The organism is Campylobacter lanienae NCTC 13004 (assembly GCF_002139935.1).
Taxonomy (GTDB): Bacteria; Campylobacterota; Campylobacteria; order Campylobacterales; family Campylobacteraceae; genus Campylobacter; species Campylobacter lanienae.
In genome coordinates, this window is sequence record NZ_CP015578.1 from 1098366 (window position 1) to 1111743 (window position 13378).

Sequence of the window (13378 nt, forward strand, 5' to 3'; positions counted from 1 at the left end):
GAGTCAAATATGTTATCAGGTATAAGTGGCAGTGCTGATACTCAATTAGCAGTGAGTACCTCAGCGCTTAAAAAATCAATGGATGTAGAGCAAACTGCGATGAATAACATCTTAAATGGCACAGTTGGTGCAAATAATATGCAAAGCCCTAGCTCAGCAGCAATTAGCAATCCTACGCAATTTGTCCAAAATGAAGCCGCAAAGGCTGGTAGATTAGATATCTACGCTTGATACAAAGAGGCTTTGGCCTCTTTGTATAGATCATTTTAAACTAAATTTACAAATTCCAGCAATGATCTATCGGCCCATTTCCATGTCCGATAGATAGATTGCTTTTTAGAGCGTTTGTTACATAATCTTTTGCATTTTTCACAGACTCTTCTATGCTAAGTCCATTTGCGATATTACACGCAATAGCCGATGAGAGCGTACATCCGGTGCCATGAGTATTTTTCGTATCTATTCTATCAGCTTTAAATTCACTAAATTTACCATCTTTATATAGCAAATCAGTCGCATCGCCAATAGCATGACCACCCTTTATAAGAACGCTATCACAACCATAACCCTTAATTTTCATCGCCGCTAAACGCATATCATCTATATTTTTTATCTCAATACCGCTTAATATGCTAGCTTCAGGCAAATTTGGTGTTACGATTTGAGCCATACCGATAAGCTCCTCTATATAAAGATTTACAGCACTCTCATCCATCAATCTAGCCCCACTTGTCGCTACCATCACAGGATCCAAAACTATATTTTTACAATCATACTCTTTTAAAGATTTTGCCACTGAACGCATAATATCAGCATTTAAGAGCATTCCTAGCTTAATTGAATCTGGCGTAATATCACTCAAAACTGCATCTAATTGCGCTTTGACAAATTCACTAGAACAACCCAAAATTCCGCTAACTTCTCTAGTATTTTGCGCTGTCAATGAGACGATAACAGCCATGGCATAGAGCTTATGAGCGGTTATGGTTTTAATATCGGCTTGAATTCCAGCTCCACCCGATGGGTCTGAACCGGCTATAGATAGGACTTTTTTCATATATTTCCTTTACATTATATTAAATTTATAATCCATTTTGTATAATACCAAACCAAATTTAACACCAAAGGATAATCATGAAAAAACTACTCGCTATAAGCTTAGTTGCGACAAGCCTTATAAGCTCTGTATTTGCTCAGACTTTAAAAGTTGGCGCTACCCCGATTCCACACGCTGAGATACTTGAATTTATCGCTCCAGAACTTAAAAAATCCGGCATAGAGCTAGATATCAAAGTATTTAATGACTATGTAATACCTAATATCGCAGTTGAAGATGGCGATTTAGATGCTAATTTCTTCCAACATATCCCATATTTAAATGAATTTAATAAAAATAAAGGCACTCATCTAGTTAAAACTGTTGGTGTTCATTTAGAGCCAATGGGTGTTTATAGCAAAAAGATAAAATCTCTAAACGAGCTAAAAAATGGTGCTATTGTAAGCATCCCAAATGACCCTACAAATGAGAGCCGTGCTTTGGATGTTTTGGCTTCTGCTAAATTAATTGAGCTAGATACAAATACACAATTACGCACTCCATTAGATATAACCAAAAATCCTAAAAATCTTAAATTCAAAGAGATTGAAGCCGCTACCTTACCACGCACTTTAGATGATGTAGATATCGCCGTGATAAATACAAATTTCGCTATGAATGCCAACCTAAACCCTACAAAAGATGCGATAGTTATAGAGTCTAAAGATAGCCCATATGTCAATATCTTAGTTGTAAAAGATGGTAACCAAAATAGAGATGAGATAAAAGCACTCAATAAAGCTCTTCAAAGCCAAGCTGTTAAGGATTTTATAGCTAATAAATATAAAGGCTCTATAGTCCCAGCTTTTTAAATTTACTTTTAAGCTATTTTTGGGGTTATATTAGATATAATTAACCCCAAATTTTTACAAATTAAGGATATAAAATGTCAAAAAAATGCGCTATTACAGGCAAAGGCCCTATGGTTGGAAACAATGTAAGCCACGCTAACAACAGAACAAAAAGAAGATTTATGCCAAACCTTCGCACAGTGCGTGTAACGCTAGAAGATGGAACAACTAGAAAGATTAAAGTTGCAGCTTCTACACTAAGAACTATGAAAAAACAATCAAAATAACCATATAAAGAGGGATTTATGTCTTTGATAAAAAAGATTAAGAAATTCCTCAATTGGGCCGATGAGTCCAAACCTGAATACAATCTAAATACAGAACTCTATCAGCAGTTAAAAGCCTTTCGTCTCCCTATTATTTTTGTAGTTTTGATGATGCTTTTTGGGACGCTTGGCTATATGATTACTACTGGATTTACACTCGTTGATGCAATCTATCAAGCCGGAATGACATTTACCACTGTTGGTTTTACTGAAGTTTCGCACATTAATACTGCTGGACGCCTTTTTACAATACTTTTTATACTCATAGGATTTGGACTATTTACATTTTCTTTGGGTCTTGTAATTGAAGTTATCAAAAAAGGAGTCTTAACAAAGATCTTAAAGGAAAGAAGTATGATATATAAGATCGCAAGACTTAAAAATCACTTCGTTATCTGCTATCACAATCTCTATACTATTGAATTATCAAGACAATTTAGGGAAAATCATATTCCATTTGTGGTTATAGATAGCAAAGAGGATTTAGCTCAAATAGCTGAAACTTATAAATATCCATATTATATAATTGATGAACCTCACACTCAATCAGCAATCTTAAAATCCCATCTCTCAAGCGCCAAAGGATTAATCACCCTTAGCCCAAATATCGCTGATAATATCGCTTTGATAGCTACAGTTAGACTATATGAAAAGGAGCTTGGTAGAGTAAAGCCCTATTTTATTATGACAAATTCAGATAATGATAGCGATACTCAAAAGCTCATTAAGCTAGGTGCAGACTCGGTGGTTAGCCCATCTAAGCTAGTAGCGCAGCGAATTTCAGCTATGAGTGTTAGACCAGATATGGAGAATATATTAGAGCAGTTTTTATACAAAAAAGACTCTCCAATAGATATAGAAGAGATAAAGGTTCCTGAGGCTTCGTGGATGAGATTTAAAAGAATCAAAGAAACTCACCTAAGAAAGCTTACAAATGCCGATATCGTAGGAATCACAGATCAAAATAGTAAATTTATACCGATGCCAAATGGAGATACGCTAATTGGCACCGGCTCAAAGCTCTTAGTTATCGGTACAGCTGAGAGTATCAGAGCTACAAAGCGTTTAGTTTTTAGTAAATACAAACCAGAGGAGCTAAAGTATGTTTAATCTAATTAGTCTTAAAAATGGCCTTGAAAATGTAGATGGATTTTTTTTTGGTGGTGTTAGCACTGGATTAAAAGCAAATGGCGATAATGATTTAGGATTTATAAGGTCAAATGAGCCATTTATGGTTTCAGCCAAATTCACATCAAACAAATTTCAAGCCGCACCGATAATCCACTTCAAACGCTATGAAAATGGCTTTAAATCAAATTTTTTACTCTTAAATTCAAAAAATGCTAACGCAATGACAGGCAAAAATGGAGTAGATGATATTGATGAAATTTTCAAAACTTTAAATTCCAAAACTCCATTAATCAATCCAATTATGAGCTCCACAGGCGTAATCGGCTATAGATTAAATCAAGAGAAGATAAAATCCGGATTTGATAAATTTGATCTAAATCAAAGGGATAGCGACGCAGTTGCTAGAGCGATTATGACTACTGATAGCTTTAAAAAAGAGATTGCTTTTAGAGTTGAATTAGATAACAATAAAAGCTTTAATATAGCTGCTATCTGTAAAGGTGCCGGTATGATAAATCCTGCATTTGCTACTATGCTTTGCTTTATTCTAACTGATGCTAATATCCCGCAAAGCGATATGGACGAGCTGCTAAATGATACTACAAAGCATAGCTTTGATGCTGTTAGCGTAGATGGTGATACTAGCACCAATGATACTTTAATGCTGCTTAGTTCAGGCAAAAGCGGAGTCTATGATAAAGAAGCGTTTAAATTCGCACTTGATAAGATCACCCTAGAAATGGCTCTAAATTTAGTCAAAGATGGCGAAGGTAGCACTAAGGTTGTAGCATTTAAGGTTAAAGGTGCAGCTAATTGCGATGAGGCTAGCAAAGCAGCCAAAGCCCTTTCAAATTCACTTCTAGTTAAAACGGCGATTTTTGGCGAAGATCCAAACTGGGGTAGAATCGCCTCTACAATCGGTGCTAGCGGAGTTGAGTGCGATCCAGATAGGCTAGTTATACATTATAATGATATCTTGGTTTATGATATCAATAATCCTGAGCTTGATGAGATTAGAGAGCAAAAAGCTCATAATGTAATGAAACAAGATAGCTATCAAATAATATGCGATTTAGGTATAGGCGAAGGCGAATTCACCGCTTATGGATGCGATTTAGGGCATACATATGTCAAAATCAACGCCGATTATAGATCGTAAATTGGCTTGGTTTAAGTATCTTTTTTGTATAATATTGCGATTTTAAATTTAAAAGGAGCGTAAATGCTACACGAATATAGAGATTTAATCACAGAATTAAAAGGTAAAAATGCCCACTTTGATGCTGTTTTTAACAAACATAATGAGCTAGACCAACAAATTCTAGATGTAGAAGAGGGTCGTGAGCATATGGATCAATTTGAGTTAGAAACTCTAAAAAAAGAGAAATTAAGACTCAAAGATGAAGCTTATCATATCTTGATGGAATATAAAAATTCAAAAGCAAACGCATAGATAAATTTGGGCTTTTCGCCCAAATCATTTACTAAATTCAATCTTTTAATTACTCAATATCTTGTTGAAATCAGATATTTTATCTACTTTTAAATCTTTTTATAATATAATATTCTAAATCAATCAATCAAACTTCTAACTTAATATGAGTTTAGAATAGCAAATAAAATTAAGGAAAATACATGTTTGGTTCATCTAAAAAAACTTCACACTATGAGGAGCAAATCGTCGCTCTAAAAAAAGAGCTAGAAGCAAGAAATGCTGAAAATAGCAAACTTCGTGCTGAGTTAAAAGAGCTTATGGCTTCTCAAACCAACCTAAAAGAGTGCGAAATAATAACCGAAATAGCTAAAAGTATGATTGAAGGCGTAAAAGCAAATTCAAGAAATATCCAATCAGGTATAGAGAAAAATCTGGAACTATCTCGTGCATCTATAGATAAAATTGATTTCAATCTAAATAACATTGCCGAATTAAGCCATTCTAGCAACAAATTGATAGATTCTCTAAATGAGATCACAAGCTCAAGCAACAAAACTCGCATAGCAGCTGAAAACCTACACAAAAGTGTTGATGAGATCACTAATGTAATAAATCTAATCAAAGATATATCAGATCAAACAAATCTTCTAGCGCTAAATGCTGCTATAGAGGCGGCTCGTGCTGGTGAGCATGGTAGAGGCTTTGCTGTGGTGGCTGATGAAGTTAGAAAACTAGCTGAAAGAACGCAAAAAGCCACAGCAGAAGTAGAGATGAATATCAATCTATTAAAGCAAAATGCTAGTGATATGTTTGCTCAAAGCGAAGAAGTAGAGAATATCTCTATCGAGTCTAATAAGCATATTGAAGGCTTCATAACTAAATTTGAATTACTAATAAATAATACAAAAGATATAGAAGATAACGCAAAACATATTTCATACGATATATTTACAAGCCTTGTCAAAATCGATCATATGCTATTTAAAACAAATGGTTATAACCAAATTTACACTAAAAATTATGAGCAAATGCCAGATCATACAATGTGTCGCCTTGGCAAATGGTGTGAAGATCGTGGTAAGGCTATCTTTGGCAATCTTCCTGAATTTGGTCAAATTCTTGAACCACATAGTATGGTGCATAAATATATCAACTCCGCTATTAGTCTTGCGGGTAAAGACTTTACCAATAATGCTTCTGTAATTATCAAAGAATTTAAAACTTCTGAAGAGTATTCGCTAAAACTATTTGATATATTTGATGCGATGATATTGGCAAAATCTAGAAAACAACAATAACCAAAATAAGAGAGTGTAGAGCTCTCTTGTATATTAACGCAAGGTCAAATTTGGACTTTTAAAATCAATTAAGGATTAAATTTGAGAGTAGTTATCTTGCTTTCTTTGCTCTATGTAGTCTTAAATAGCTTTGAGCTTAGTAGCACTCAATTAGACAAAGATAACACTCAACTCTCATTCTCACCAATAAATTTAAATGATAATCTATATAAAAACTTAAATATAGAAAATTTCCAAGCATTAACATCACGCTACACTCTTAATCATAAAGATAATAGCGGATTAAATAATATCGATTTTATCAATATCCAATCCCTTCAATTCAACCACTGGGCTATAAAAAATATTAGTTTTAATATAACTCAATCACTAAACAAAAATGAAAATGATTATAGCTTTTCTAGTATATATTCGGTATCACATAATCTAAATTTAAGTATATTAACACTCACTAACTCCATAAACGCCATATATGATAACTCCACAGATGAGCAAACCATATGTACGCACTCATCAAATATCAGCGCTCAAATATTAAAAAATAGCAAAATCGGCACCCTATTTTATCAAGATGAAAGTAGCAGATACAATACAAATTACTATATCAATACTCAAATTTACAAAAATCTATATATAGATTTATCGCTTTATAATACTAATCAAACCAATAACTTTTATACTAAATTTAAAATCACATATTAAAGGCTAAATATGAAAAATTTAATTATAATCTTAGGCGAAGATTTACAGATAAATACTCCATTTTTGGACTATTTTTTTGCTTCTTATAAGAAAAAATTCGATTCCCTTGCTTCTGTGAAATATATCCAAAATAATAACAAAGAGCTACCATTTTATATAGAAAATTGTATAAATTATTATGAGAATATCACAATTTGTGCTAATGAAAATGGATTTAACACACTTAGCAGGATTTTAGCTACTCTTACTGCTGATACGATTGAGCTTAAGTTTGATACGCTTATGCCATCTCAAGCGATTAAATTTAGCAAAAATAGCTTCTTAATAGGTATCAATAACTCCAAAATAAACCTAATCAAAGCCGAACCAACCAAAGAGCTACCCGAAATTCTCACCCAAGATGAGCAAAACTCAAAGATATTTCACATAATCGATATTGATAAAGAGAGCGCTCAAATCTTACTAGAGCCTCTAACTGCTACTTATAATGTCAATATCGCCCTTACTCAAATCATCGATGGATTAACCAAGATTAAAGTTAGCGCAAGCAAATATGGTCATATAGATAGCTTCATTGATAGCGTTGCCAATCTCTTCATCGGCAAAATCATTCCATCTGATAATATAGTCGAGTTTATCGCTAAAAAATTAATTAAAAACAACAAAAAAATCACCTTCGCAGAATCTTGCACCGCCGGAATTTGCGCTGCGATGTTAGGTAGCATTCCTGGTGTTAGTGCGGCATTTGATGGCTCACTAGTGACCTACTCAAATAGCATTAAAAATAGCTGGATAAAGGTTGATAGTGATACATTAGATAGCTTTGGTGCTGTTAGTGCGCAGTGTGTTGAAGAGATGGCTAGGGGTGCTTTGAATTTGAGTAAGGCCGATTACGCCTTAGCTATTAGCGGTATAGCTGGCCCTGATGGTGGTAGCGAGCAAAAACCAGTAGGAACGGTCTTTGTAGCAGTCGCTTCTTGCCAAGGCGTTATCTCATCTAGATTGCTATTAAGCGGTGATAGAAATTATATAAGAACTCAAAGTGCCATACACGCCTATACCTTGCTACTTCGCACCTATCCAGAGCTTGATTAGATGCTATTAGCGATGAATTGAGCAAATTCGTCGCTATCATTTGGCGCTTTTACCACATTATAATACTCAAATTTACTCTCATCAGCAATATGTTTATACTCAATCGCTAACTCAAAATCAGTCTCAGAGTTATCAATACAAAAGCTAATAGGATATATCATTGCTCTTTTGCTTGTTAAATTCGGCAAAACTTCACTTAAATTCGGCTCTAGCCATTTGATTGGGCCAAGGCGGGATTGATAGGCTAGAGTAATGCTTTTAAACCTCACTCCACGGCTATTTAAAAGAGAGCTTAATATCCCCACATGCTCCCTTAAATGCTTCTCATACAAATCCCCATTATCTATAATCTTCTGCGGTAAAGAGTGCGCCGAAAATATCAGATCAATACCGGTAGCATCATCATCGCCTAGAGTTTTGATAATGTGATTGCATATGATATTATTGAATTTAGTATTATTATAAAAATACTCTATTATACTAACTTTTGCTTCAATTTTAAGATCACTTAAAGCCTTTTGGGCTGATTTAAGGCTTGAGAGAATTGTGGTTGTAGAGTGGTGCGGATATAGTGGAAATAGCACTATCTCATCAGCGTCTTTATATTTTTTAAAGGTATCAAAAGCAAAAGGCGGAGTATAATTCATCGCATAATCAAAGATTAGATTATCTGAACCAAATTTGGCATTTAATTTAGATATTAGCGATCTTGTGATATCGCCTAGAGCAGATTTGCCACCTAATTGCAAATAATTTTGCGTGGCTGATTTAACCCGCATTGTAGTTATCATCCAAGCTACAAAGGCTCTTAAATAGCGATTTTTAATCCCTAAAATATATGGATCATTAAACATATTTTTCAAAAATACTCTAACTTGAGCTAGCTCATCAACACCGCCCATATTTAATAGTACAACTACTTTTTTCATCACTTACCCTTTGCTAAATTGAGCTAATTATTAAGCTAATTATATTGAAAAAAATTTAATATTTTACCACTCAATAGAGCGATTATAGCGGATATTTTGACCATTTTGTATCCCCATCACCTCGCCAAAATCCCCCACGCCTACCCAAGAGCTATCCTTAAACAACCTCACCCAAACAAAATCACCCCCATAAAAATGAGTATTATTAATCTCAAATTCGCTCTTTTGCTCACTATTAATCTCAATTTCCATCACGCCATCAATCACATCGCTAGAATTTAGAGTAGAATTAAATTTCACAATATCTTTTGAAATATTAAAATTTTTAAAGACAAAATAATCCCTTAACTCAGATACCCCACTCATATTTTCATCTAAAACCGGACTATACTCACTACTATTTTTAGCTATATTTTGACACTCATTATCACAAAAAATAGCGAAATATATCTTAGCAATATATGGATAATTCACCGCTTGACTAAGCTTATCTCCATAAGCCTTAGCATAGTATAAATAGCTATAATCTTGCGATAAATTTGGCTTTTGAGTTAAATTCAAATCAATATCGCTTGATAGAATTTTATATGGATTTTGCGGTTTTTCTCGTGGTAAAGATACCTTCAACCAAGCTTTAGCAATACCATTTTTGAAGCTATTTTTGCTAACTGTATAGCTATTTTCACTACTTTTATATATGTGATCATCATTTGACTCACTTAAAGCGTGTAAAGATAGCCTACTAGAATTACCAAAACTCACATCATCGCCATAACATCCAGCGCTAAAAAGCTTAGCTACACTATTATCGCTTAGGCGAACCTGAAATTCCAAATTCGCACTAACACCCATAAAATCACTATATTGACTAAGGCTTAAATTCTCATCCATAACCCCAAATAATCCAAATTTGGAGCCAAAAATAGTATTTGTATGAACGATTTTATCATAATCAAAATATGCGATATCCTTAGAAATTCCAGCATCGCAACCTATCAAACCAAGCTCATTTGGATCATTTGTAAAGCTATTTATCAAGCAACCTTTATGAATTTTATCGCTATTTTGCCTATCTACAAACTCAATCCTAGCCACACCAATATCAGGATAGACAAATCCATCTTTATCCGTGCTAATCACCCCTACCCCATCTTTAAACTCGATAGTCTCAGATGAGAGATTTGCCACGCAATTTTCTAAGGTATGGCCTATAAAATCACCGCTAAAATAGCCATTATACCCAGTTACTACATTGCCATTATAATCTAAAGCAATAAGCTTAAAATCTCTATATTTCACTCCCCCTTTTGGATTTTGCGGGATATTTTCTAGCTTAAATTTAGCCACTCTGGCGTTAAATTTAGATGATTGAATCTGCTTTGAGTTGGCTTTTTGGTCTTTGTATTTGGCTATAAGATATAAATTTTTATAATCTATCGTTGGTAAATTTGGAATCATAAGTGGGATTTTACCACCGCTAAAAGTACTAGATTGATAAATTTTATATCTGTTATTAAGCCAAATTTCAAAATCACTAATAACGCTAGTAGTCTGAAATTCCACTTCAAATTCTCGCCCGATAATCTGTGTATAAATTTCACCGAAACTCTCATAACTATTTGAGTTTTGACTTGGGCTTAGCATATTTAGTGCTATTTCAGACTCAAACTCATAATCACTTAGCCCCATATCAGCCACACCAAAGGTTATTAAGAGATTTTCTCCACTTTTTAATATAATATCTTGAGATTTATAGCCATCATTTTGATAAGTATTATTACAAATAAGATGGCTATTTTGGATGGAATTTGAGATTTTATAATCAAATTTCGCCATTGTAACACTAGTGAAACTCACGCTAACTAAGGTATCAAATTGCGCCGTTATCGATATCGCAACTTGCTTATTTGATTCGATTTTGCTAGTTTTGATTTTATAGTACTCTTGTATATTTTGATTTACAATGCTATTATCTCTAAGACTTATCCCATCACGCTCTAAACTCACAACACTAGATATATCGCAATCTGCCACCAAAGAAACTACCAAAAATATAAGTAAAAATAGAGCTCTCATAACCATCCTAAGATCCAAAATTATATCCAAAAATACTAAATTTAGCTTATAATAATTAATTTTTAAGCTTTTCAATAATTATGAGAATTTAAGTAGCGTTATTTATAAATAATTTAAAAATTTTTAAGATTTATCTAAACTTAATAAAAATGGTGCGATCAGCGAGACTTGAACTCGCACACCGTAGCGGCACTACCCCCTCAAGATAGCGTGTCTACCATTCCACCATGATCGCAAAAGTGAATTCAAAAAAGCCCCAAAACGGGGCTAAAAATTAACCTAAAAATGGGTTAGCATAAAGTGCGATAAGAGCGATAACAAGTGCGTAAATAACTTGTGCTTCGATCATCGCAAGAGCGATAAACATTGTAGTAAGTAGTTTGCCGCCAAGACCTGGGTTTCTAGCTGTACCTAAGATAGTAGCAGCAGCAGTATGGCCCATACCTATAGCACCACCAAGAGCAGCCACACCAAGACCGATACCAGCAGCTACAACTGAAAATGCTTTGATCTGTTCGCCATCAGCACCAAATGCTAAGCCTGTTAAAGCTACAAGAAGAAAAAGAATCTTTTTCATAATAGTTCCTTAAAAAAATATTGTTTGAATTAGTTCGGATAAATTCCCTACTTAGAATTCAAAACGCAAAATTATACATAATTTTCTTTTAATTTTTCATTAATTTTGCCACTTTTGCCACTCGCCACTCTCATCAATTTCATTGCCTATCATTTCATATCTATTATAATAATATTTCACAAAATTCGCCACCTCAGCATCATGCGGCAGGTAAATTTCTCCATCAAAATATGCGAATTTAGCCAAAAATTCACTAGCATTTATCTTTTTGGTATAGTAACTCGCTAAATCGATATAATTTTCCAAAGTTAAGCTTTTGAATTTCTCATAACTTTGCTGATTAAAGCTTAATCTTAATCTCTTTTCATCAAACCCAAGCACCCCAGCCCTAAATAACAGCGTCAAATGTATCAAACCCTCACAATAATACGCCCTAGTCTCAAGCACCTTTTGCCACGCTATCAACCCTACACTTCGCTTAATAAGCTCAGCAAAAACAGGCAAAATTAGCTCATTTTTTTCATGTAAAAAGAAATTAACTAGCCCACCCGTTGTGGCCTTATACTCTTCTATAAATTTAAATTCCCCGCCAATATTCATCAAATTTTCGCTATCACTATCCATAAATAATATATGCCCAAACTCATGCCCGATTGTGGAAATTTCATAAACTTGCTTCCAAATTTTCTCATTATTAAACAAAATTTCACGACCATAATCTAAAAATTCTTTATCAAAAATCTCACTTGCTAACTTCATAAAAGGCTTAGCCTTAGAGCTTTGATAGACAAAATCCACAAAAGCAAAAATCTTCTTACCACACTCGCCACTTACTATCTCATCATTTGGAACCACTTGAGCCGAAAAAAGCCCATTAAATTCCGCTCCATAATAGAGCATAGGAGCGCATATATAAAGCTGAGTTTTATCGATATTAGAATGGACCAAACTAGCCATATTTGAGTTTTTAGGCTCTATTTGAGAGTAAATTTGATCAAAGCTATCCTTTATCTGATTTTTCAATTCACCCTCATCAATCCCGCTTTGATCGCTCAATCTCACATCCCACTCTAAGGCCACAGCGTGAGTATAAGCATCTTCATAATACTCCAAAGGATGGCCGATCTGTATAGCCGAGCGGGTTTGCATCCAGGCTCTCTCAGCATCTTGCCATTTTGATATTACTCTATCATTTTCACACTCACTAAAAGCAAGTTTCAAAGCCTCAAAATACTCTATATATGCCATATCTTGATCGCTTTTAGCTAGAGATTTTAGCGAATTTATAGAGTTTTGCAATTCACTCACCACCGCCCCACACTCACTAGGAAATGCCAACATATAAGGGGTCATTTTATATCCATCTATATCTTTTATCACAGCGCCATAAACTCTATCGCATTTTAGACCATCGCTAAGCTGATACAATTCATTATCATTGATAAATTTCATAGCTTGAGAGATATTATCAAATTTAGTTTCAAACTCATCATTTATCCCATCAATTATATGGCTTTGCCAGACTTTATGCATATTTGTAATCACGATCCCAACTCTATGCACACTCCATAAAAGCTCCATTTCAAATTCGCTCAAAAGCCCTTCTTGGCTCACAAGATTAAGCATTTTAGCAAATCTATCTATATAAAATTTGCTTACAAAATCATATAAATTCGCATTAACTTCTCTAATTTGGCCTTTATCTAAGCCCAATCTCTTTAACTCATTTTCTACACTTGTGGTTCTAAGCGAGACTATTCTATCTGTTATAGCTATTTTAGTTTGGCTATTATTTGGTAAATTTGCTATCTTTAATCCTTGTAAAATTATAGGATTATCCATATCTTTATACAATTGATTTAACTCATTTTTAAAGGATTTTGATATCTCATTTAATCTTTTGTAACTCATATTTGACCTTG

14 protein-coding genes, 1 tRNA gene and 1 pseudogene are annotated in these 13378 nt (G+C 34.0%); 10 read left to right on the forward strand and 6 right to left on the reverse strand.

Annotated elements, in window-relative coordinates; all coding sequences use genetic code 11:
• Positions 1-9 precede the first annotated feature (9 nt).
• A complete protein-coding gene (locus CLAN_RS05545; protein WP_096017010.1) occupies positions 10-231 on the forward strand; it encodes a hypothetical protein in 222 nt (73 codons plus the stop codon).
• A 46-nt stretch (positions 232-277) separates the two neighbouring features.
• On the opposite strand, the gene thiD is transcribed toward CLAN_RS05545, so the two are convergent.
• Complete coding sequence (gene thiD / locus CLAN_RS05550) at positions 278-1057, reverse strand: bifunctional hydroxymethylpyrimidine kinase/phosphomethylpyrimidine kinase (RefSeq protein ID WP_100590792.1); 780 nt, start codon at positions 1055-1057, stop codon at positions 278-280.
• A gap of 77 nt (positions 1058-1134) precedes the next feature.
• Between thiD and CLAN_RS05555 the strand changes: the two genes are divergently transcribed.
• From CLAN_RS05555 to CLAN_RS05590, 9 genes and pseudogenes are all read left to right on the forward strand, one after another.
• Entirely contained in the window at positions 1135-1908 is a 774-nt protein-coding gene (locus CLAN_RS05555; protein WP_096014394.1) for a MetQ/NlpA family ABC transporter substrate-binding protein, read from the forward strand.
• A 74-nt stretch (positions 1909-1982) separates the two neighbouring features.
• A complete protein-coding gene (gene rpmB, locus CLAN_RS05560) occupies positions 1983-2174 on the forward strand; it encodes a 50S ribosomal protein L28 (protein ID WP_096014393.1) in 192 nt (63 codons plus the stop codon).
• An 18-nt stretch (positions 2175-2192) separates the two neighbouring features.
• The gene (locus CLAN_RS05565) at positions 2193-3323 is read left to right on the forward strand and encodes a potassium channel family protein (protein WP_096014392.1); all 1131 of its coding nucleotides are present in this window, start codon (positions 2193-2195) and stop codon (positions 3321-3323) included.
• On the forward strand, positions 3316-4503 hold the full coding sequence (gene argJ, locus CLAN_RS05570) for a bifunctional glutamate N-acetyltransferase/amino-acid acetyltransferase ArgJ (RefSeq protein WP_096014391.1): 1188 nt from the start codon (positions 3316-3318) through the stop codon (positions 4501-4503). Before CLAN_RS05565 ends, argJ begins: the two co-directional genes overlap by 8 nt.
• Before the next feature lie 63 nt (positions 4504-4566).
• Positions 4567-4797, forward strand: a complete 231-nt coding sequence (locus CLAN_RS05575) for a YdcH family protein (protein WP_096014390.1) — start codon at positions 4567-4569, stop codon at positions 4795-4797.
• Between the two features lie 599 nt (positions 4798-5396).
• Positions 5397-5657 (forward strand): annotated as a pseudogene (locus tag CLAN_RS08490) (methyl-accepting chemotaxis protein); the annotation flags it as partial.
• Between the two features lie 96 nt (positions 5658-5753).
• Positions 5754-6077: a CZB domain-containing protein gene (locus CLAN_RS08495; protein ID WP_256413491.1), complete on the forward strand. Its 324-nt coding sequence runs from the start codon at positions 5754-5756 to the stop codon at positions 6075-6077.
• Between the two features lie 81 nt (positions 6078-6158).
• Positions 6159-6779 carry a hypothetical protein gene (locus CLAN_RS05585; RefSeq protein WP_100590793.1) on the forward strand — a complete coding sequence of 207 codons (621 nt, stop codon included), beginning with the start codon at positions 6159-6161 and terminating at the stop codon, positions 6777-6779.
• Between the two features lie 9 nt (positions 6780-6788).
• Positions 6789-7874: a CinA family protein gene (locus tag CLAN_RS05590; RefSeq protein ID WP_100590794.1), complete on the forward strand. Its 1086-nt coding sequence runs from the start codon at positions 6789-6791 to the stop codon at positions 7872-7874.
• Here CLAN_RS05590 and hemH read toward each other — a convergent pair.
• The 5 genes from hemH to ciaB all read right to left on the reverse strand — a co-directional run bounded on the left by hemH (position 7871) and on the right by ciaB (position 13367).
• A complete protein-coding gene (gene hemH, locus CLAN_RS05595; protein WP_100590795.1) occupies positions 7871-8803 on the reverse strand; it encodes a ferrochelatase in 933 nt (310 codons plus the stop codon). The two genes, CLAN_RS05590 and hemH, sit on opposite strands and share 4 nt — an antisense overlap.
• Before the next feature lie 63 nt (positions 8804-8866).
• Complete coding sequence (locus tag CLAN_RS05600) at positions 8867-10879, reverse strand: hypothetical protein (protein WP_100590796.1); 2013 nt, start codon at positions 10877-10879, stop codon at positions 8867-8869.
• 150 nt (positions 10880-11029) lie between these two features.
• Positions 11030-11114: transfer RNA gene (locus CLAN_RS05605), tRNA-Leu, on the reverse strand.
• A gap of 39 nt (positions 11115-11153) precedes the next feature.
• Positions 11154-11456 carry a F0F1 ATP synthase subunit C gene (locus CLAN_RS05610; protein WP_086224097.1) on the reverse strand — a complete coding sequence of 101 codons (303 nt, stop codon included), beginning with the start codon at positions 11454-11456 and terminating at the stop codon, positions 11154-11156.
• A 99-nt stretch (positions 11457-11555) separates the two neighbouring features.
• Positions 11556-13367, reverse strand: a complete 1812-nt coding sequence (gene ciaB / locus CLAN_RS05615; RefSeq protein WP_100590797.1) for an invasion protein CiaB — start codon at positions 13365-13367, stop codon at positions 11556-11558.
• Between the last annotated feature and the right edge of the window lie 11 nt (positions 13368-13378).